Origin of the sequence: Marinobacter sp. LV10MA510-1, from assembly GCF_002563885.1 — a bacterium.
Taxonomy (GTDB): domain Bacteria; phylum Pseudomonadota; class Gammaproteobacteria; order Pseudomonadales; family Oleiphilaceae; genus Marinobacter.
On sequence record NZ_PDJA01000001.1, the window covers coordinates 959445 to 979945 of the forward strand.

General features: G+C 53.0%; 23 protein-coding genes and 3 pseudogenes. 11 read left to right on the forward strand and 15 right to left on the reverse strand.

Features of this window, described 5'->3' with window-relative positions; translation table 11 throughout:
- Positions 1 to 163: 163 nt before the first annotated feature.
- Complete coding sequence (locus ATI45_RS04620; RefSeq protein ID WP_179888383.1) at positions 164 to 700, forward strand: TetR/AcrR family transcriptional regulator; 537 nt, start codon at positions 164 to 166, stop codon at positions 698 to 700.
- 273 nt (positions 701 to 973) lie between these two features.
- On the opposite strand, the pseudogene ATI45_RS22560 reads toward ATI45_RS04620, so the two are convergent.
- The 3 genes and pseudogenes from ATI45_RS22560 to ATI45_RS04630 all read right to left on the reverse strand — a co-directional run.
- Positions 974 to 1255, reverse strand: a pseudogene (locus tag ATI45_RS22560) (CopD family protein); the annotation flags it as partial.
- A 15-nt stretch (positions 1256 to 1270) separates the two neighbouring features.
- The gene (locus ATI45_RS04625; protein WP_228706203.1) at positions 1271 to 1876 is read right to left on the reverse strand and encodes a hypothetical protein; all 606 of its coding nucleotides are present in this window, start codon (positions 1874 to 1876) and stop codon (positions 1271 to 1273) included.
- A 40-nt stretch (positions 1877 to 1916) separates the two neighbouring features.
- Positions 1917 to 2264: a copper resistance CopC family protein gene (locus ATI45_RS04630; protein WP_098418467.1), complete on the reverse strand. Its 348-nt coding sequence runs from the start codon at positions 2262 to 2264 to the stop codon at positions 1917 to 1919.
- A 292-nt stretch (positions 2265 to 2556) separates the two neighbouring features.
- Here ATI45_RS04630 and ATI45_RS04635 point away from each other — a divergent pair.
- Positions 2557 to 3569 (forward strand): annotated as a pseudogene (locus ATI45_RS04635) (IS66 family transposase).
- A gap of 114 nt (positions 3570 to 3683) precedes the next feature.
- On the opposite strand, the pseudogene arsJ reads toward ATI45_RS04635, so the two are convergent.
- From arsJ to ATI45_RS04650, 3 genes and pseudogenes are all read right to left on the reverse strand, one after another.
- A pseudogene (gene arsJ / locus ATI45_RS04640) lies at positions 3684 to 4916 on the reverse strand (organoarsenical effux MFS transporter ArsJ).
- Positions 4917 to 4918: 2 nt separating this feature from the next.
- Positions 4919 to 5923 (reverse strand): ArsJ-associated glyceraldehyde-3-phosphate dehydrogenase, encoded by a 1005-nt coding sequence (locus ATI45_RS04645; RefSeq protein ID WP_098418469.1) that lies wholly within the window; start codon positions 5921 to 5923, stop codon positions 4919 to 4921.
- Between the two features lie 29 nt (positions 5924 to 5952).
- Positions 5953 to 6723 (reverse strand): metalloregulator ArsR/SmtB family transcription factor, encoded by a 771-nt coding sequence (locus ATI45_RS04650; protein ID WP_228706204.1) that lies wholly within the window; start codon positions 6721 to 6723, stop codon positions 5953 to 5955.
- 380 nt (positions 6724 to 7103) lie between these two features.
- Here ATI45_RS04650 and ATI45_RS04655 point away from each other — a divergent pair, with 380 nt between their 5' ends.
- Genes ATI45_RS04655 through ATI45_RS04665 form a run of 3 tightly spaced genes read left to right on the forward strand, consistent with a single transcriptional unit; the run spans position 7104 to position 8730 of the window.
- Positions 7104 to 7772, forward strand: a complete 669-nt coding sequence (locus ATI45_RS04655) for a HupE/UreJ family protein (protein ID WP_416376605.1) — start codon at positions 7104 to 7106, stop codon at positions 7770 to 7772.
- Positions 7773 to 7783: 11 nt separating this feature from the next.
- Complete coding sequence (locus tag ATI45_RS04660) at positions 7784 to 8380, forward strand: hypothetical protein (protein WP_098418470.1); 597 nt, start codon at positions 7784 to 7786, stop codon at positions 8378 to 8380.
- A 29-nt stretch (positions 8381 to 8409) separates the two neighbouring features.
- Positions 8410 to 8730, forward strand: coding sequence for a DUF6488 family protein (locus ATI45_RS04665; protein ID WP_098418471.1), 321 nt, complete (start codon positions 8410 to 8412; stop codon positions 8728 to 8730).
- Positions 8731 to 8871: 141 nt separating this feature from the next.
- On the opposite strand, the gene ATI45_RS04670 is transcribed toward ATI45_RS04665, so the two are convergent.
- The 3 genes from ATI45_RS04670 to ATI45_RS04680 form a co-directional block, all read right to left on the reverse strand.
- Positions 8872 to 9777, reverse strand: a complete 906-nt coding sequence (locus ATI45_RS04670; protein ID WP_098418472.1) for a DMT family transporter — start codon at positions 9775 to 9777, stop codon at positions 8872 to 8874.
- Between the two features lie 4 nt (positions 9778 to 9781).
- On the reverse strand, positions 9782 to 10855 hold the full coding sequence (locus tag ATI45_RS04675; protein WP_098418473.1) for a YncE family protein: 1074 nt from the start codon (positions 10853 to 10855) through the stop codon (positions 9782 to 9784).
- 315 nt (positions 10856 to 11170) lie between these two features.
- A complete protein-coding gene (locus tag ATI45_RS04680) occupies positions 11171 to 11689 on the reverse strand; it encodes a DsrE family protein (RefSeq protein ID WP_098418474.1) in 519 nt (172 codons plus the stop codon).
- A 258-nt stretch (positions 11690 to 11947) separates the two neighbouring features.
- Here ATI45_RS04680 and ATI45_RS04685 point away from each other — a divergent pair, with 258 nt between their 5' ends.
- From ATI45_RS04685 to ATI45_RS04695, 3 genes are all read left to right on the forward strand, one after another.
- Positions 11948 to 13240, forward strand: a complete 1293-nt coding sequence (locus tag ATI45_RS04685; RefSeq protein ID WP_098418475.1) for a hypothetical protein — start codon at positions 11948 to 11950, stop codon at positions 13238 to 13240.
- A gap of 139 nt (positions 13241 to 13379) precedes the next feature.
- Positions 13380 to 14111 carry a DUF305 domain-containing protein gene (locus ATI45_RS04690; protein ID WP_228706205.1) on the forward strand — a complete coding sequence of 244 codons (732 nt, stop codon included), beginning with the start codon at positions 13380 to 13382 and terminating at the stop codon, positions 14109 to 14111.
- Between the two features lie 75 nt (positions 14112 to 14186).
- Positions 14187 to 14942, forward strand: coding sequence for a MauE/DoxX family redox-associated membrane protein (locus tag ATI45_RS04695; RefSeq protein WP_179888214.1), 756 nt, complete (start codon positions 14187 to 14189; stop codon positions 14940 to 14942).
- A gap of 79 nt (positions 14943 to 15021) precedes the next feature.
- Here ATI45_RS04695 and ATI45_RS04700 read toward each other — a convergent pair whose 3' ends face one another.
- Together ATI45_RS04700 and ATI45_RS22565 are read right to left on the reverse strand one after the other, a co-directional pair.
- Entirely contained in the window at positions 15022 to 15477 is a 456-nt protein-coding gene (locus ATI45_RS04700; RefSeq protein ID WP_228706206.1) for a hypothetical protein, read from the reverse strand.
- 193 nt (positions 15478 to 15670) lie between these two features.
- Positions 15671 to 15868, reverse strand: a complete 198-nt coding sequence (locus ATI45_RS22565; RefSeq protein WP_416376585.1) for a transposase — start codon at positions 15866 to 15868, stop codon at positions 15671 to 15673.
- Between the two features lie 69 nt (positions 15869 to 15937).
- On the opposite strand from ATI45_RS22565, the gene ATI45_RS22570 reads away from it, so the two are divergent.
- From ATI45_RS22570 to ATI45_RS22580, 3 genes are read left to right on the forward strand one after another with little or no spacing between them, the layout of a single operon-like run.
- Positions 15938 to 16099: a helix-turn-helix domain-containing protein gene (locus tag ATI45_RS22570; RefSeq protein WP_267283868.1), complete on the forward strand. Its 162-nt coding sequence runs from the start codon at positions 15938 to 15940 to the stop codon at positions 16097 to 16099.
- A 7-nt stretch (positions 16100 to 16106) separates the two neighbouring features.
- Positions 16107 to 16397 carry a transposase gene (locus ATI45_RS22575; RefSeq protein ID WP_267283852.1) on the forward strand — a complete coding sequence of 97 codons (291 nt, stop codon included), beginning with the start codon at positions 16107 to 16109 and terminating at the stop codon, positions 16395 to 16397.
- A gap of 24 nt (positions 16398 to 16421) precedes the next feature.
- Complete coding sequence (locus ATI45_RS22580) at positions 16422 to 16622, forward strand: zinc ribbon domain-containing protein (protein ID WP_228706285.1); 201 nt, start codon at positions 16422 to 16424, stop codon at positions 16620 to 16622.
- Positions 16623 to 16875: 253 nt separating this feature from the next.
- On the opposite strand, the gene ATI45_RS04715 is transcribed toward ATI45_RS22580, so the two are convergent.
- The 4 genes from ATI45_RS04715 to ATI45_RS04730 all read right to left on the reverse strand — a co-directional run bounded on the left by ATI45_RS04715 (position 16876) and on the right by ATI45_RS04730 (position 20469).
- Positions 16876 to 17349 (reverse strand): hypothetical protein, encoded by a 474-nt coding sequence (locus tag ATI45_RS04715; RefSeq protein WP_098418477.1) that lies wholly within the window; start codon positions 17347 to 17349, stop codon positions 16876 to 16878.
- 133 nt (positions 17350 to 17482) lie between these two features.
- Positions 17483 to 17869: a DUF302 domain-containing protein gene (locus tag ATI45_RS04720; protein ID WP_098418478.1), complete on the reverse strand. Its 387-nt coding sequence runs from the start codon at positions 17867 to 17869 to the stop codon at positions 17483 to 17485.
- Between the two features lie 34 nt (positions 17870 to 17903).
- A complete protein-coding gene (locus ATI45_RS04725) occupies positions 17904 to 20249 on the reverse strand; it encodes a heavy metal translocating P-type ATPase (RefSeq protein ID WP_098418479.1) in 2346 nt (781 codons plus the stop codon).
- Positions 20242 to 20469: a hypothetical protein gene (locus tag ATI45_RS04730; protein WP_098418480.1), complete on the reverse strand. Its 228-nt coding sequence runs from the start codon at positions 20467 to 20469 to the stop codon at positions 20242 to 20244. The genes ATI45_RS04725 and ATI45_RS04730 overlap by 8 nt, the downstream gene beginning before the upstream one ends.
- Between the last annotated feature and the right edge of the window lie 32 nt (positions 20470 to 20501).

The following is a 20501-nucleotide window of genomic DNA, read 5'->3' on the forward strand; positions in this document are numbered from 1 at the left end:
CTAAGTTAATTTATCACCACTTTACCAATTAGGTCGATTGACCTAAAGCGAATATAGGTCACTTGACCTAAAGAATCAACCGATATATATTAAAAGTCTGGAGAAAAAGTCATTAGCCGAGAAATGCATGAGTCCAAAAATTGAACACGTATTGAATTGCGCCATGACTATTTTGAAAGAGTCAGGTAATCAGGGCCTGACGATGAGAAAAGTCGCAGAGACAGCCGACATGAGACTGAGCAATGTGCAGTATTATTTTAAAACTAAAGAGCTGCTTTTAGAGGCTTTGCTTGAAGGCTTTTTATTAGACTATGCTGAGTCGATGCAATTGCTTTCGGTTTCCGATAATCACGACTCAGAAAAGAAATTAGGATTGTTATCTTCACTCATTTTAAATTACATTGATAACATCGATTGTATCATCGTATTTAAAGAAATATGGGTAATAGCGGAGCGTAATAGCGGAGTAAAAAAAGCGGTAGATGAATATTACAAAAAGCTGCACGCAATGCTTTTTGAAGCATTAAAACAAGCTGCTCCCGAAAACTGTCAGAGTCAACAATTGAATAATGCGATTGCTATTTTATTGCCCTTTATTGAAGGCTACTGCATCACGTCATCAAATATTAAAATTTCAAATGTAAAGTTATCAGAACAATTAGGACTTGTACTTTATTATTGCCTTTCATTGAAGGCTTAGGTATGAAAAATAATCTGAATAAACTGAGGCTTTCCTACATAGAAAATAATTTATAGTGGTTCAATGACTCCGGACACCAACGTAGGCGGTAATATTTCCGCCATAAGCGAGGTGTCTAATGATCAGAAAACACCGATTTTTTACGCCGGAGTTCAAGCAGGAAGCCGGATGAACACCACCATGCCTCAATGAGGACGGCGCTGTGGTTGGCCAACTGGGCTGCAAATCACCGATAGGCTCGGTCGGGCACGACCAAGACACTTGGATTAAAAATTACATCATCGGACCCACGAGTGTCGTCAGCACTGTCGTGATGGAATATATTCCGGCACCGATAAATTTTTCGATAAGAAGCGATATTTTTAACCGACTAGCATCTTGCGAAGATAACAACTGCGGTACAAGAACGAATTTGTGTAAGGCTGCCAGCCCTAGCAGCAGTAGAACCAAGATCAGTTTAGTGATCAAAAACAAACCATAACTGCTTGTAAAAAGATTGTTCCAGGCCGTCAGTTGGTAAGATAAAAATAGACCTGCCAAAACCACTAATAAAACAGCAACAACCGCAAACTATCCAAAGCGATGCAGCACCGCATGTGCTTCAGCAGAAGCCAAACGGTGGCACGCTAACCATAAAGGATACAAGGTACCCATCCACCAAGCTGTTAACGATAGATGTACCACAAGCACAAGTTGAAAAATCCACGACTGTGAAACCGCATGACCGGCCTCGGTATACGAGGTTGCCGTGAGTAGTAGCCCAAAAAACCCCAGCCATGCGACCCCCGCACCCGGTTCAACCCAGGTAGCGGTCAATTTTCTTTTGCGCCACAAAAAAACCAGCGCAACCAGCAGCAGAAACAGCCCGAGAACCCTTAGCAGTAGCGCCTCTCCAACCGCAGAGTTCCATATAATCGAAACGATATCTGGCTCAAACATGCCAGAAACGCCCTCCTCAAGGACAGCGCCCACTCGTACAAAAAAGTGCCCGAAAGCACTGGTAATAGCCAATAAAACCGCAAAGAGCGCGTATTTCAGCAAAGCGCCTTGCAGTCCTCTGTGCGCTTTTAAAAGATAGAGGCTGCAAATCCCGCCAACAGACCCGGCCACACCGGCATACAAAAGCCAACGGGTTATCAGGGTCGAGAATTCCCAGGAGGTTAGTTCCAGTCCCATCTTAAACACCGTTGGCCCGAGTTAACGAATATATCCGCTATTAGTGCTGCATAAAGCCAAACGTTCCATCCATCATGTGGCCATCATCGCCCACCGCTTTCCAGTGCACGGTGTAGTTGCCGGGCACCAATACGGGTGTCATCCCCTTGAAATGTGTGCCTGCTTCTTTAGCGCGTTCATAGTCGACGGCAACAGGTGTTCCATCGGCACCGATCACCTTTAGATTAATCAATTTCATAGGCATGTCGAAATTCACTTCGACATGCCTGGTTGGCTCCATCACCATTGCTCCATCCTGCGGAAATGTGCCTTCCATCGTTGCATGTGCAAGGACTGAGGACGATGCTGCTAAAGCTACAATGGTTACTAATGTTTGGATCTTTTTCATCACAATTCACCTTTCATTTTAGTTTAAAAAATTGTAACTATTCAGCTCAAATTTTCTAAAAAAGTTCTTAACAGGGTTTTGACTTCAATTCCGAGAACTTTGGCCGCACTCAGTGCGAGGCCATAAAGTCGTGCGCAGAACCTCCACCATCCTCTCGGTGCAGTCTTGTGCTGTCGCTCATCCCCTGGGCGCAGTGGCCTTGAAAAAGTCGCTCAAATCCGCGCTCAGGACGAAAAATTCGACCTGAAAAAGTCGTGCGATAATAAGGCATCACTCGACGGTACTCAGACCCATGAAGATCAGTAACATTGATGTCGACGCTGCGCTGGCAAACGTCAGACAACAACTCCAAGCAGACACAACCGTCGCGCCTTCCATGCGGACGGCCATCGAGTTGCTGATTGTGCTGGTCCAGATACTGAGTGGGCGGATTAACACCCACAGTGCCAACAGCAGTAAGCCGCCGTCTCAGGATCCGAACCGCCCCAGACAGAACCGTTTGAAGAGCGGGCGTAAGCCAGGCGGGCAGCCCGGCCGCGTTGGGAAGACGTTGCAACCGGTGGTAAACGTCACTGGCTGCACGGCGCATCGAATGACCGACTAACCTGGCTTGCGCCCCATGCACAACGAGGTCAGCAGGCGATGAATGCGATCGGCATCCTGCCGCGCTTCAACGGTGTGCTCTGTCACGATCACTGGAAGCCGTATTACCGTTATTCATGCTTGCACTCTCTGTGCAATGCGCACCACCTGCGAGAACTTCAGCGCGCCTGGGAGCAGGATAAACAGGTGTGGGCTCAACGGATGCAAACTCTACTGAACATCATGACCGACAGCGTCGACGACGCCGGCGGCTGCCTGCCACCGAACAAAGCGCAGCGGTGGCGCAAGGTGTACCGACGCTGCCTGACAAACGCGCAAAAAGAGTGCCCGCCGCCGGATGAAAGCCAACGCCAAGGCAAACGCGGGCGGCTCAAACGCACGCGGGCACGCAACCTGCTGGAGCGGCTGATCGCCTACGAAGCGGATGTGCTACGCTTCCTCGACAATCTAGAGGGTCCGTTTACCAACAACCAAGGTGAGCGGGACATCCGTATGTTCAAAGTGCAGCAAAAAATATCGGGTTGTTTTCGATCCTTTGAAGGAGCCGAGATCTTCTGTCGCGTGCGCAGTTATCTGTCGACGGCGCGTAAGCAGAACGTGTCTGCCTCGAAAGCCCTGATGCATTTGTTCGAGGGGAGTGTACCGCCGTTCATGGCGGTGGGTGCGGGTACTGATACGACCGTTTTAAATCAAACCAGCTGAATAGTTACAAAAAAGGGTTAATTGGAAGGCTGTTCATCATGCGCATCAGTCATCAGCGCGGCTCGTGCTAGGGGCCTGTCAGCGCTGAAACGCGTTTAGGTACGACGCCCTTCCTCATCCGGATTTTAAATAAGCGCCAATCTTATCGTCAGGTTTTTGATTCACGGGAAACTGAGCCACTGACACCGTCGCAATGAGCAAAAACACCGATGACACCCATAAACACGCCTCCAGCCCAAAGGCCTGATAAACCTAGCCAGAGAGCAGCGTGCCAATCAGTCGCCCCATGGCATTGGACATGTAATAAAAGCCAACGTCGAGAGACACTCCATCGGCCCTCGCCAAGCTGACGATCAAGTAGCTGTGCAGGGACGAGTTAACCGCAAACACGACACCAAACAGCAGCAGTCCGCCAACCACCACAGCTGGGGCAGGCAGGTCGGTACCCAACCCCACAGCGATGATGGCGGGAATACCGGTTAACAGCGCAGCCCACAAGACAGCGACACCTCGTCCCGGCATCGTCTTCGCTTTGCGGTGAGTGAGGCGTGGCGCGACTGCTTGCACCGCACCATAGCCAATCACCCAAATGGCCATAAAACCGCCCACCCGCCAGAAGTCCCAGCCAAAGACGGTATGCAAGTAAACCGGCAGCGCCACTACAAACCAGACATCCCGCGCCCCAAACAGGAACATTCGGGCCAGCGATAAGACGTTAATCGCCCGACTTTTTGACATTATGTCGCTGAATTTGGGTTTGGCGGTGCTCTTGCCCAGTTCCTGAGTGAGCAACACCAGGCTGGCCAGCCAGACAATTAACAGAGCTACACCCATGATAAGCACCGCACCGCGAAAGCCAGAGACCATCAATAACGCGCCGCCCAGAAAGAACCCCACTCCTTTGAGGGTATTCTTGGAACCGGTTAACAAGGCCACCCACTTGTAGAGCCTAGCTTGTTCCGAGCCCGGCACCAGCAGCTTGATACCGCTCTTGGCCGACATCTTGTTGAGGTCTTTGGCAATCCCCGACAGCGCCTGCGCGCCCATAACCCAGGGTACCGACAGCATGGCGGCGGGAACGGCTAGCATTCCGAGGGCCAGAATCTGCAAAAAAAGGCCGATATTCATGGTGCGGTTAAGGCCCATGTGGGCCCCCAGGTAACCGCCCACCAGATTGGTGATCACCCCAAAGATCTCATAAAAAATGAATAGCAGGGCAATCTCCAGCGGCGAATACCCCAGCTGGAAAAAGTGCAGCACCACCAGCATGCGCAGAGCCCCATCGGTCAGGGTAAAGGCCCAGTAGTTGCCGGTGATAATCAGGTACTGGCGGATGGCCGGGCTCATGTTCAGGCCGCCCCGACCTTGCGGACCAGGTCCACCGTCCGGTTCGCATAGCCCCATTCATTGTCATACCAGGCATAGATTTTCACCTGGCTGCCGTTTACAACCAGGGTCGACAGCGCGTCAACGATTGATGACCGCGGGTCAGTTTTGTAGTCAATGGATACCAATGGCCGTTCTTCATAGCCCAAAATGCCAGCCAGTGGGCCGTCCGCCGCCTCTTTGAGCAGTGCATTCACCGTATCCCGGTCAGTCGGCGTTTCGACTTCAAAGACACAATCCGTCAGGGAGGCATTGGTCAGCGGGACCCGCACTGCATGGCCGTCGAGCCGACCTTTGAGCTCCGGAAAAATCTCGATAATGGCGGTCGCCGATCCGGTGGTTGTGGGAATCAGGGAGCTGCCACAGGCCCGCGCGCGACGAGGGTCCTTGTGGGGTGCATCCAGGATCGTTTGAGTATTGGTCAGGCTGTGAATCGTTGTGATCGAGCCATGTCGAATACCGAGTTTCTCGTGGATCACCTTAACCACCGGTGCCAGGCAATTGGTTGTGCAGGATGCGGCCGTTACGATCCGGTGCAGGGCTGGGTCAAACTGGTCGTCGTTGACGCCCATGACGATATTGAGTGCCCCGGCTTCTTTTACCGGCGCCGTGACTACGACACGCTTGACGCCTTGCTCAAGATAGCCGTTCAAGACCTCGACGGTTTTCATCTTGCCACTGGCTTCGATCACTACATCGCAATCAGACCAATCCGTTTCAGCAATGGTTTTATTGGCGGTAACGCGGATGCTGTGATTGCCAACTCTAAGGCATTGGCCCTCAGCCGTGGCGTTGTGCTGCCAGCGGCCGTGAACACTGTCAAAGTTGAGTAAATGGGCTAGACCTTCAGCATTGGCACCGGGGTCGTTGATCGCCACAAACGCCATATCCGGCCAGTCAAACGCCGCACGCAGCGCCAGCCGACCGATGCGACCAAACCCGTTGATGCCCACTTTTAATGTGCTCATATTCGAAGCTCCTGAATGATTGAGAATGGTTAAAAAATGGCTTGGGCCGGTCGATTCGGCATGCTCAATAGTCGTTTGGCCATGGGTTCCAACAATGCGACATTTTCGTCAAGCGCGGCGGTCAGAGCCGTCAGCACCCAGTCGGGCAAGGCGGGATGCAGCCGATAGTAGATCCACTGCCCCCGGCGCTCACCCTGCACCAGTGCCAAATCACGGAGTTGCCCTAGGTACCGGCTGATCCGCGGTTGCGAGACATCGAGTGCCTCTGTCAGCTCGCAAACACAAAGCTCTTCCTGTTGCAGGATCAATAGCATAGAGGCCAGACGATTCTCGTCGCCCAATGCTTTGAAAACACCTGCCGGCGGGTAGTGAATCGAACGATGGACGGTTTTTTGATGGACCAGAACAAACAGGCTAATACGATCCTTGAGCTCTTTCATAACCAGAGCAAACGTCGCATGGCGATTTTTAGGGACTGGATCCGGGAAATCCCAGGCAATCATCTGACCGAAGGATGCGATGGGCTGGCATTCACGCGACGCTTTGTCACAGAGGGTGATAACGTAGTCCCAATGCACATCGCCAACCGACGCGACCGATTTGCTACGCGCGGTGGTGCTATCAAGGCCGGCTTCGTCAATGCACTGAAGCGCGAGAGGATGCGGCTTCGACGGCTCAGTGCCGGCGCTTGCCACCTCAAACTGATCGCCCGCCAAGTGCTTCAAAAGGGCTTCGGCCATGAGTGAGCGTGCACTGTTAGCGGTGCACACAAAGAGTACTCGGCGTCGGATCTCCGGCATGGCATGAGCCCTCACTTCAATTCTTATATAATAATAATGGTATATACGATTTAGAGAATATAACAGCATTGTGACGGTTGGAAGACTACGACTGGTAATTCTTAAGACAGAACTGGAACGTCGACAAATACTTGAATGCAGTGCTTCAGACAACGTCAGGCGCTCGTTGTGGGCACTTGGGTGGAGAACTGCAGAATGACGAAAGCGTGACACCAGCCCTTTTGCGCGTTCTCCTGTAGCAAGAACATATCTTTGCAATGCTTGCTACAAGAGTTGGATAATCTCCGATCGCCAATCCAGCAACTGATGAGAAACTCCGTGTTTCTAGGCCAAACTCAATCCGCCGTCGGCAGGGCCACTTTGATAGTCACAGTGCTATCATTGTTGATTCTTTTCGTGGTGGGTGGGCCTCGGACCAAAATGCTCATCAGGCGTCACAGAGTCTGTCTCTGATCGAATTTGCTGAAGATCACGGGCGTTTTCACCCCTCATCTATCTACCTGGGCGCCAAGCACATGGTGATCGGTTATGACCATCTCCTGTTCCTGGCGGGGGTCATTTTCTTCCTGTACCGCATGAAGGGTGTGGGCATCTATGTGCCCCTGTTTGCCGTGGGCCATAGTGTCACTCTCCTGTATGGCGTGCTCAGTGAAACCAACGTCAACGCCTACATGGTCGATGCCATTATCGGTTTCTCCGTGATCTACAAGGCTATGGATAACCTGGGGGCATTTCGGCGCTGGTTTGGCTTTCAACCCAACACCAAAGCGGCGGTTCTCATCTTCGGGTTCTTCCACGGCTTCGGTCTGGCGACAAAGCTCCAGGACTTCACGTTATCCGACGATGGCCTGGTGGCAAATATCCTTGCGTTTAACGTCGGCGTCGAGATCGGCCAGCTAATGGCGTTAAGCGTCATTCTGATCGCCATGAATTTCTGGCGCAGATCCGACGTCTTTCCTCGTCAGGCGTTCGCCGCCAACGTCCTGTTAATGAGTGCCGGGTTCATGTTGATGGGTTATCAGCTGACTGGCCTGTATACCGTTTCCTGAGGAGATAGATCATGCAAGACATTTCAAATATGAATCGTGAAGGGCTGTCTTCGACAAAGAGCCTGGTCAAGGCAACCGGCGTTGCGGCTCTCATTGGCTTGCTGGTTCTGATTACGGCTATTCTGCCAGCGGAATATGGAATTGACCCAACGGGTTTGGGCCAGAAGATGGGGCTAACTATGCTCAGCCAGGCAGAGGCTGCAGAGCCTGCATCTTTGGAAGCCGGCTCCTCCTCCAGCAACCTGCTCGCCCTTTCAGCAGGTCCTGTGTGGAAGACTCAGAGTTCGCTCAACTCCGACACAACGACCGTTACGCTGAAACCGAATGAAGGCCTTGAAGTGAAGGCAACCATGAACGCCGGCGATCGCATGGTCTTTAACTGGGCATCAGAAGGCGGCCCGGTTAATTTTGACATGCATGGTGAGCAAATTAACGACGGCGACAATTTCACCAGCTATTGGCAAGGAAGAAATGAATCCGTCGCCAGCGGGGCATTCGGGGCGCCATTTGACGGGACCCATGGCTGGTACTGGCGAAATCGCGGCGACGAGACGGTCACCATCGTCCTCCAGACCAGCGGTTTTTACGACGGTATCAATAAGAAGTAATCACCCAGTCATCACGAAGGAATTATTCCATGAAAAAGTTCATTCTTTCGTTCACGACCGTCATCGTTCTTTCATTCGCGGGCCAGGCATTTGCTGGAGCAGGCCATAGCCACGGTGTTTCAGAGCCTATCTCCAAAGTACAGGCAACGCAGAAAGCCGAGGCCATAAAGCAGCAACTGGTTGGCTCAAATCAGGTGTCCTCCGAGTGGCGAGGTGTTGGGGCTGGTAGCCCACAGCAGCGTTCTACCTCGGCAGATAACCTTTGGGTTGTTGAGTACGCCAATCCACAGGCCGCTGATGAAAACAAAGCCAAGCTGTTCGTGTTTGTGGATGAGGACGCTTACACATAGGGCTGGGTCTGGCAGAAAGCTTTGGCTACGGCTGGTACGTGGCGTTAATTTTCGGCCCCCTCTACAACTTCTTTGCCGTTCGTATCAATCAGCGGAAATGAGCGGAGACCATGGCTAGCACGCCGCGGGCATCGTGCTATCTCACGACTCAAGCAATACGCTTTCCTGCTTTGGAACTATGATTATCACCAGCAGCCCCACAACCGTGATCGCAATTCCCGTAATTTCCACGGTACTGAATGTCTCATCAAAAAATAGAGTCCCGATAAGTAACCCGAAGATCGGTGTCAGAAAAGTAAAAGGATTGAGCTTATTTAACGGTGCTCTGGCAAGAAGTGCATACCAGAGCACTACCATTAACGCCGTTGCCGGGACTGCAAGCACGAAGACAGCGCCGGCAAATGACCATGTCCAGTCAACCTCAAAGCCTTCCCCCGCCAACAAAGAAGCCAGAAACAGAAATACCGCCCCCATTACGAGCTGGATCCCCATAGGCCAGTACACATCCCCGTCGCCGGCCTGAAGTTTCAACAGAACATTCCCAATGGCCGTCCCAACGGCCCCGCCAAGTACATAGAGCGCGCCGATCGAACGATCTGCACCAACGTCAAAACCGGGTAGAGCAAGAATAACGACCCCGACAAAGCCAATGAACAAACCCAAATACAAACGAACAGTAATGACTTCCTTGAGCACAAAAAGCGACAGTATCGCGGCGAAAAGAGGTTGCGCATTCGCAAGCACAGTTGCGACCCCTGGCCCTACATCACTTGCTCCGAGGAACATACCGCCAAGCCCCATTCCGGTGTAACTGAAACCGATCAGCGCAAGCATCATCAAACCCCGAAGCGAATAATGGGGCATTCGCCCCATTTTCATTCCTACAACAATTAAACACCCTCCCGCCAAAAGGGCTCTTATAGACGCGAACAGCAAGGGGGGCGCATCCGGCAAACCAACCGTTATGAACGGAAAGCAGATGGCCCAAAGAATCGCAACGACCACCATTCCGATGATGGTCTGTAATGAAAGTGATTGGTTTGCCATTGCGTTATTTTTTACCCTTAATCGATATCTGATGGCCTATACCTTCTAACGAAATTTCATCAATCACTTTGAGGGACTCTGAGTCGAGCACCCAAAGCTTGCTCTTGGTGCGACTGGTAATCAGCAGCTGGCCATTCCGGGGGGATACAGCGAGGTGATAAGGTGCCGGCGCCAATGCCGCGCTTTGGCGAGTTCCGCTGGCCAGATCAATCCGAACGACCCGATTACTCCCCTTACTGGTTGCGTAGAGTACCTGGCCGTCTTCGCTCAAACCAACGCCATGAGGTTCCTCCCCCACTTCGTAAGTTGCCGTCACCGTGCCGCTCGAAAGCTCGACGACAACAACTTGGCCGGATGTAACATTGTTGACATAAAGCCGCTCGTTGTCGGGGGCGAGCACCATATGTTCCGGACCACCACCCACCCGAAGGTTACGCTTGACGAACCAGTGTCCGGTGTCCACTTCGCTGATTGTGTCATTACCGCTATTGCTGACCAGAAGAGACTGACCGTCGTCCGTTTCCACCATGTAATTAGGGGCAGGTCCTGTCGCCACCGTTTTAACCAGCTCTCCGGAATCCAGATCAACAACACTGATACCGCCACCCATGGGATGAGTGGAAACGGCATAGCGACCATCCGAGGTCACCAGCACATGATGCACCGGCCCTGGAACCTCCAGTTTGCGAACAATCGCATTCGTTTCAGTGTCCACCACATAGAGCAGTCCGGCATTCGATTCTTCCGATGTCGCAGCAGCGCCACCGCCATGATGGGTGGCGTGTTCATCTTCGGTTACACCTTTCGGCCGGCTGACAGGCTCCTCGCTTTCATGGGTGGTTAGACTGCCTACAATCAGGTACCGCCCGTCTGGGGTCAGTGCGGAGCCGTGGGTATTCACCGTTCCGGTAATTGACGACGTCATCTGACGACTTTCCAGATCAATAACGCCCACCGAATCGGCCACCCCCATGGGAACAAATGCCCGGCTAGTGCCCGCAGCCGCTATCAGCGAAAAACTCATCGTAACGCTGATGGTCAGCGCAACAAGCCAGCGTTTGCAAAAATGATGTTTCATCGCGTCACCTTTTGGATAGGAAGATTTCAATAAAATTAGCCCTACCCACTGGCAAGGGTTGCGACCGTGTGTGGTCATCACCTAGCAGTCGAACACACAAAACTGAATCAGGCCTGAACACAGCCGTTAAACATGTATTTTCTTGACCAGAATCAAGGCCAAAGATATGAAGGGTTATCGAGCAGAGATCGCTCGCCGGCAACTGCAGGAGAAAAAAAGGCGGAACACTCATGCAGAGTGTCCCGCTTTTTATGCGATCAATCTTGGCTAGCGAACCTAAAGATGAACCTCGCCTCGCAGAGCAACAACTTTTTTTTAGGGGATTCGGACAACCGCGTACCCCTGCATCTGATAGCCGATGACCGAGACGAAACCATTATCTACCGGGTCGATCTCCGGAATGATCGTCGCCTCATCTACACCCATCCCTTTCAAAGCGAAACGGCAAACTTCCAGCGTCACTCCGTCCTTCTTCATCTGTTTAAGAGTCGCCTGGAATTTCTGTACCTCGACCAGTTCTGCCTTATTAAACGGTGCGCTGTCAGTCGAGAGCAGTTTCACCACCGGCCCGTGAAAAACGATGGCGATGTTGGGATCTTTCGCGAGCGCCTTCACTTCAGGTGCTTCGTAGGAGTTCTTTATTACCAAGAAAACGGGGTTAACGACCTTGGGATCACCTTGGCTCACCTCGTAAACAGCGTCATAGTTTTTAACGCCCTTCAGAGCATTGTCGTACCCGGCTGCTCCTGCAGGTAGAGACATCAGGGCCATATAGACGGCCGCAAAGAAGATGCGGGGAATTCGGCGAAATATGCTTCTATAATTGATGATCATGACAAATCTCCTTGAGGGATAGGAACTTGTTTTTTGTTAACCAACTCATAAAAATCCTCCAAAATCTAAAATACTTTCTCCAAACTAATACAGGTACGATATATCTTAAATGGTTCAGTTAGGAGCAAGTTGGGATTCTAGCAGTCCAACACACGAAGCTGAAATAGACCTGAAAAAAGTTGCCAAACGTGTACTTGTTTGACGAGGATCAAAGCCGAAACTACAGTCCGAACAACTTACTTACACTACGGGCTCCAAATGGAAGACGTGACTCAGGAAAACCAACGAATCACCAATACTCACGCAGACCAGCTCAACCGACAGTGCTACTGCGTCACTCTTGACCGCAAAGCGCTCAACGAGAGTCTCCTGAATCAATTCGTGGGCGCAGGACACGAAGCATCGGCGACCCCCGAGCTTGATCATCTTTTTTCAAACACACCGGTTTTCGTCCCCCAAGCTGACATAGAGTCGATGGAACGGATCGTTCAGGCGATCGAATCAGCTGCCGAACTTCCGTTGTATCGGGAGCGCGCGCTGTCCTGGGCGCCAGAAATCGCAGGCTTCGATCCGGGCCCCATAGGCGCCTTCATGGGCTATGACTTTCACCTGGGTCCCGACGGCCCTCAATTAATCGAGATCAACACCAATGCCGGCGGCGCGTTTCTGAATACGGTACTGGCCCGGGCTCAACATCGATGCTGTGACCCATCGCAACAGACCGCAGCCACCAAGCAGGCGCTGGATGGATTTGAGGACGCAGTGTTCACCATGTTCAAACAAGAGTGGCAAAAGCAACATGCTGACTCCATGCCCAGCCGCTTGGCCATCGTGGACGATGCCCCGGAGACTCAGTTTATGTTCCTGGAATTCAAACTGGCCCAAACGCTGCTCCAGGCCAGAGGCATTGATACCTTGATACTTGACCCATCGGAGCTTGAGTATGTCGATGGTGCATTGACAGCACAGGGCAAGCCCATCGACTTGGTGTACAACCGGCTAGTGGACTTCGCACTGGACGCCCCGGCTCATGAGGCGCTAAGGCGCGCGTATCTCGACGGCGCGGTGGTGGTAACCCCCAACCCCCGTGTGCATGCGCTCATGGCGGACAAACGAAACCTGATTCTGCTGTCCGATCCCCAGACCCTGCGCGACTGGGGGCTGAGTGATGCTGATGCAAGATATCTTGAGAGCGCCGTGCCAAGGACCCGGCTGGTGTCAGCAAGCGACGCGGCAGCACTTTGGAGTGCCCGGCGTGAACTGTTCTTCAAGCCGGTTGCTGGTCATGGCAGCAAAGGTGTCTACCGGGGCAGCAAGTTGACCCGGCGCGTTTTCGAAAACATTCTTAAAGGCGACTATATCGCACAGAACTTCGTTCCCGCTGGGGAGCGAAACATGAAAATTGACGGTACCGTCACCACCAGAAAAGTCGACATTCGCCTTTACACCTACGCGGGGAAAAGTTTGCTCGCCGCTGCCCGTGTGTACCAAGGCCAGACCACCAACTTTCGTACGCCTGGAGGTGGCTTTGCGCCCGTGTTTCAGCTGTGACTGTCTGCCTCTGATATCTCACATCAGGTGCTTGCTCTATGAAAAAGGGTGCCTATACTTTTTATACTCAAATCGAAAGAACCTCTCGATCATAAAATCGTTGTAACCCTTACGGAACGTTCCGGCGGGAGAACGTTGCTTGTCGACGTTATCAGAGGAGATACCGCATGTCATATTGGCGCTTCTTCGGCATGATCGCCGCGTCCACATGGCGTTCTATATGGGCGCCGCAATGGCTGTCATCATGCTGACCTTTATGCTGAGAATGTACACAAACAAGACCGTTAACATGGCTATTTTCGCAGGTAGCGCTCTTGTCTTCGCCGGCGCACTGTTTCTGTTCCGCAGCCAGGATTTCATCGAAGATAAGGCCTGGATGAAGGCGATGATCCCGCACCACTCCATCGCAATTCTCACCTCTCGCCGGGCCGAAATCACCGATCCGCGAGTGGCGAAACTGGCCGAAGCGATCGTATTGGCACAGGACCGCGAGATTTCCGAGATGCGGTTCTTAGTTGAAGACATCGACCGCAATGGCAAAGCCGGCGCCGACGCGGCCCTCGGGCAGTCGAACGAACAAGCCCGGGTGGAGGCCGTGGCTGAAGCGCTGGCCACACCCGTTATTGCCGGCATTCGCCCGGCTCCTTTGACCGAAGCCGAAATTACCCGTGCTCTTGGCAAAGCCGCGACCTGTCGGTTTGACCGGGCTGTTGACGCCGACCCGATTCTGGCGACAGTGGATGGACGAGGCGTTGCTAAGATTTCCAGCTCGCTGATCCTGTTGGAAGGTGACAACACGACGATGGAGGCCGAAGGTATCCGTCTGACGTTGACGCCCCCGAAACCGATGCGGGCGAAGGTGCCGATCTGATCTTTGATCTGATGACCGAGCCGCCGCTACGCGTAGGCTTCGGCGGCTACTGGACCTGCAACTGAAGGAGGCTTTATGCCCAACGATACTCAGATGAAGAAGGCCGTCCTGTACCGGATGGTTATGCCTGGGCATACCTGCCCTTTTGGCCTGAAGTCCAAAGACCTGCTGGAGCGTGAGGGCTTCGAGGTTGAGGATCACTCTCTGGAGACTCGCGAAGATACCGACGTCTTCATGCGCGAGCATGATGTCAACACTACGCCACAGACTTTCATCGGCGATGAGCGGATCGGCGGTTATGAAGACCTTCAGGTCCATTTCGGCAAGAAAGACCCGGAGGCGGACGACACAACCTATCAGCCGATTATCGCGCTGTTCTCGGTTGCGGCGTTGCTTGCGCTGGCTTTCGCCTGGGTTGCGCTACCATCGGTGTTCGCATGGCAGACGCTGGGATGGTTCATCTCGATCTCCATGGTTCTGCTGGGTCTACAGAAGTTTAAGGACATCGAGAGCTTCTCAACGATGTTCCTGAACTACGATCTGCTGGCGAAGCGCTGGGTGCGCTATGGCTATGTCTATCCGTTCGTCGAGACGGGCGCGGGCCTTCTTATGACGGCGACGATCCTGCCGTGGCTGTCGATCCCGGGCGCGCTTTTTATCGGCACGGTGGGCGCGGTGTCGGTCATCAAAGCCGTTTATATCGACAAGCGTGAGCTGAAGTGCGCCTGTGTCGGCGGCGATAGCAACGTTCCACTGGGCTTCGTCTCCCTGACCGAAAACCTTATGATGGTCGGCATGGCGGTGGTGATGACCATCGTAATCTTCACCTAGTGCCGTCCAGCCATCCGGGACGCGGACGTTGATTTTTCTGGAAACGTTCCGGACGAACGTGGTTGTCGCTTTGCTCGATCTACTCGCGTTCGGTGCGCTTCGAAACCAACCACCCAAGAAACATCCATCTTGTGGAATAGGCCAGCAACATTGGCAAGACTACCCACTGGGCGAGCGGCAGTATTCCTGTGCCGGTCACAGCAAGTTGGGGCATTTGTTCGTTGTAGCTCCACCGCTGTCCGTCTCCGGTCGCCCAATACTCAAAAACGATCGTCACGATCAGCCCGACGCAGAGATAGACCAACAGAGTCGACCGGCTCCAGGATTTCGCCACCCAGAACCAATCCCGGGATACACATGCCGCCATCGTGTAAGCGCCAAAGGCTATATTCGCATCTCCGAGGGTCGCACGGGTGCAGAGCCAGACTACATCCCAGTGACGCGCTTCCGCCATACCAAGGAAAAACGGTACTTGTGCCATTTCCCAGAAAAAATGCAGAAAGAAGCTTACACCCCAGACCATCAGAGCGAGCACGGCTGCGGCCCCTGGCCGGCGCGAAATCTTTAGAAAAACCATTGCACCTCCAACAGAGCCAGCGGCTTCCGACATGGATCAAGTCGCCAAACAATACCTTTCGAATTTTATCGGAATGCGCGGAAAACCTCGGCCTTCAGGCCGGGGATGAATAGCACGGACACCGCAGGTGTCCCTCTCGTTAGCAACATTCTCATTCCGGCGTTTGCTGCTGCTCAATGTACTGGCGAATAATACTAATGGGTGCACCACCACAACTGCCAGCGAAGTAAGACGGCGACCATAAGGCATTACCCCATAACTTTTTCTTAAGTGTCTCGTACTTTTTCTTCCCTAAAAACGCAATGCCGCCCGTGCCTAATATCATTGTTTTTTTCCATGGACCAACCATAATTGAGCTATGAAACGCCTTCAAGCATTCAAATTTCAGATTGAACCAAACGGTGAGCAAATCCGCGCCATGCGTCAGTACGCGGGTAATGCTCGCAAGATTTGGAATTTGGCTTTGAATCGTCAGCAAGAGCTACATACTGCCGGTGAAAAATTCACCAACAGCTTTGGCATGAATAAATGGCTGCCAGCGTGGAAGCAGGCATTCTCGTACTTGTGCGACGCTCTCTGACGGCACGATGTTCGAGCCGGTCAATGCGCTGCGTACCCGCGCTGCGAAGATGGCAACGTATCAGCGACGCATGAGCCGCAAGGTCACATTCAGCCGCAATTGGAAAAAGGCGAAGGCCCGTATCACCCAGTTGCATCAACGGGTTGCTCATACCCGCAATGACTTTCTCCACAAGACCTCGAACATCATCAGCAAAAACCACGCGATGGTCGTCATCGAAGATCTGAAAGTCACGAATATGAGCAAGTCAGCAAGCGGCACACTTGAGGCACACTTGAGGCACCAAGGCGAAGCGTAAACGCCAAATCCGGCCTGCGGTCATATTTGTGCAGAGAATTGCAAGACTCAATCGCAATTCGAATGTGTCGAATGTGGGTATGCTGAAAATGCAGACCTCAACGCCGCAATCAATATTCTAAGGGCAGGTCATGCCCGGTTAGCCTGTGAAGTGAACGGTGCGGTAATGCCGTCAGCAACAGGAACCCACCGAAGCGACTCAAGGATGGCTCAATGCCACGCCTGAGCGCAGTAGGAATCCCCCTCTTTCAGGGCGGGGAGGATGTCAATACGTTTCAGTTTCGGAGAGTTAACCGCACAGATTGAGGACATCTGCGCACGCGTCGGGATTGAACCTGATGGTGAACATTCTATAATCGAAACCGACGCCACAGCCATCTGGGCCGCTTAAGCCCAGAGGCTTTCGAGACAGCTTCAGCGTGAGGCTTCGAAGTGTCCAGAAAGCTCGGGCATTCCAGATGATCGTCCATGTCAGAAAATTATTTCGAGCGGCCTTGCAACTCCTGCTGATGCTCCAGCATTTGCTCCATCATCAACTGCATCTGATCCATGCGTTTTTCCATAAACTGGAAGCGATCCTCCGGTTTAATTGCAGGTTGGGCTTGACTGGGACTCCCCTGCATACCTTGATTATTCATCATTCCCTCGCCTTTCATCATTCCTTGGCCATCCATCATGCCCCGGTTGCCCATCATACCGCCCCGCATCATGCGCATCTGCTCTTGCATACGCTCCATATGCTCCTGCATGAGCTCTTGATGGTCTTGTCCGGGATTTTGCCGCATCTGGCCGGTCATATCCTGCATGCGGGACATATTCTGCTGCATTTCCTGCGTTTGTTCTGAAGACATCATCATGCCACCGGACCTCTGCTGGTTATCTGAACCCTGCGCCCAGACAAACGGTGCGGCCATAATCAACGAGATTGCGATTACTTTGGTGAAACTCTTCATAGCGAAGCTCCTTAACGAGGTCGATTTGCGACATATCCAGTTAACTGCATCCACCTGAATTGGACCTGAATTTATGTTCAAATCAACCTCTCGATTGCTGTACATCAATTTTTTTGGCTGGTCGATTCAGCCGTCAGATTGCGTTGATAACTTCAGACAGCGTGTCTCTCACCTCACCCGCAACCTGCTTGAGCTGCTCATTGTCGATTGCGCTCATGGATGAAACGGGATCAACCGCACTGACTTCAACACCCTCGGTTGTCTCGCGAAGAATAACGTTGCATGGCAACATTGCTCCTACCCGAGGTTCTACGCCGATCGCTTCCCAAGCCATGTTTGGATTACATGCACCGAGAATTGTGTAGGCGAGCATATCCTTGTCCAGTTTCTTTTTCATGGTCGCCTTGACGTCTATTTCCGTCAAAATCCCAAAGCCCCGATCGGCCAAGGCCTTTCGGGTTCGTTCATCCACTTCAGCAAAGTCGGCATTCTGAATAACGCGATCCATTGTATAAGACATACACATCTCCTTTTTCGAGGGAGGCTCCATCAGCCTAGTCGTCTGATAGTTTCACTACCCTCAATCGTAGGGCATTCGTAATGACGCTTACCGAAGACAGCGACATTGCCGCAGCCGCAATGATGGGCGACAGCAGGATGCCGGCAACTGGGTACAAGACCCCCGCCGCAATCGGTATTCCCGCGGCGTTGTAAACGAACGCGAAAAACAGGTTCTGCCGGATATTGCGCATGGTTGCCCGCGACAACTTCCGGGCTTCTACAATGCCCATCAAATCGCCGCGCAACAGCGTAATGCCCGCGCTTTCAATAGCCACGTCAGTCCCGGTACCCATGGCAATGCCAACATCTGCGGTGGCCAGGGCTGGTGCATCGTTCACACCGTCACCTGCCATCACAACAATGCGACCTTCGTCCTTCAGGCGCTGAATGATCTTGCCCTTGTCTTCCGGCAGTACTTCCGCTTCCACTTCATCAATATGGAGCTTGCGGGCCACGGCTTCGGCGGAAGTCCGGTTGTCTCCGGTCAGCATCACCACCCGGATACCCTCCTTCTGCAGAGCGGCTATTGCCGCTTTCGTGGTCTCCTTGACCGGATCTGCAATCGCCAGCAAACCGCATATTTTTCCATCCACGGCCGCAAAGATAACGGTAGCACCGTCTTTTCTCAGCTGGTCCGCCTCTTCCTCAAAGGCGGAGGTATCGACGCTTTCTGATTCCATCAGCAATCGATTGCCAAGCAGAACTTTTTTGCCATCGATTTTTCCGGTGACACCTTTACCGTTCGGGGAGTCGAAATCCTCAGCGTCCGGCAATTTCAACTCCATGGTTTTGGCTTTTTCGAGAATGGCATGAGCCAAAGGATGCTCACTGCCCTTCTCCAGGCCGCCGGCGTATCGCATCAAGTCCTCATCGCTGAAACCGTTTGCCGAAACCAACTTCGTCACCTGAGGTTTGCCCTCGGTCAGGGTGCCGGTTTTATCCACCACCACCGTGTCGACTTTCTCCATGCGCTCCAACGCTTCAGCATCCCGGATCAGGACACCGCTCTGGGCGCCGCGTCCAACGCCGACCATGATCGACATGGGGGTTGCCAAACCCAGTGCGCAGGGGCAGGCAATAATCAACACGCTGACCGCTGCAATAAGCCCGAACGCCATGGAGGGTGGCGGCCCGAAAATGGACCAGACGACGAAGGCAATAACGGCGATGACGATGACCACCGGAACAAACCAGCCAGCCACTTTGTCTGCCAGGCCCTGAATCGGCGCACGACTGCGCTGCGCGCTGGCCACCATCTGGACAATCTGGGACAGCATGGTGTCGCGCCCCACTTTGTCGGCGCGCATGATGAAGCTGCCCTGCTGATTGATGCTGCCGCCAACCACCTGATCGCCCGCCTTTTTGCTGACCGCCAAAGGCTCTCCAGTCACCATGGATTCATCCACATTCGAGCTACCTTCAAGGACTTCGCCATCCAGTGGCACCTTGTCGCCAGGGCGAACCCGAAGACGGTCGCCGACTTTTACCTGGTCGAGCGACACATCGGACTCGTCGCCTTCATCATCCAGCTTTCTCGCGGTTGCGGGCGCGAGATCAAGCAGGGCCTTGATGGCGCCGGAGGTCTTCTCCCGGGCGCGCAGTTCCAGTACCTGCCCAAGCAACACCAGCACCACAATGACGGCAGCGGCCTCGAAATACACGGCAACCGAACCATCCGCCTGCCGGAAGGCATCCGGAAAGATTTGCGGCACCAGGGTAGCGACAAGGCTATAAATCAACGCGACGCCAGTGCCAATGGCAATCAGCGTGAACATATTCAGATTTCGGCTGAGGATCGATTTCCAGCCGCGAACAAAAAAGGGCGCGCCGCACCAGACGACTACTGGCGTGGCCAAAACCAACTGAATCCAGTTGGAGATTTGCGGCGACACAATCTGGTCAATCTTGAAAAAGTGGCCGCCCATTTCAAGCAAAAAAACAGGAAGCGCCAGAGCCAGACCGATCCAGAACCGACGAGTCATGTCCGTGAGTTCTTCGGAGGGTCCGTCGTCAAGACTTATTTCTTCTGGCTCCAGGCCCATGCCACAGATCGGACAATCTCCCGGGCCTTGCTGGCGAATTTCCGGATGCATCGGGCAGGTGTACATGGTGCCGGGTGCTACTGGCTCTGCCGGCTCCCTCTTATCACCCAGGTACTTGTCCGGATCGCCTTCGAACTTCGACTGGCATCCAGACGAACAGAAATACCAAGTTTTACCTGCATGCTCGCTACGATGCTTTGCTGTATGGGGGTCTACCGACATCCCGCAGACAGGGTCTTTTGCCGAATGCTCTTCGTGGTTTTCATGTCCGTGATGGTCGTGCTGGTGTTCACTCATTCTGTGCTCCTGTTTTATTCGCGGGCCAATCGGCAAAAGCGATAAAATACAACAACGCCAGATTGACCATCGGAATCAGCATCAAGAACCCCAACCAGCCCGGATATCCCGCACGCTGGCATATTCGCCAGACCGGTATGACGACTACAATCGCAATCACCAACATCCACAGCCAGTGCCCGGCCCACATGGTGTTTCCAAACATGTTCTCGTCCATCATGGTATTTCCTCCCTTTCAAATTGTAGACATTA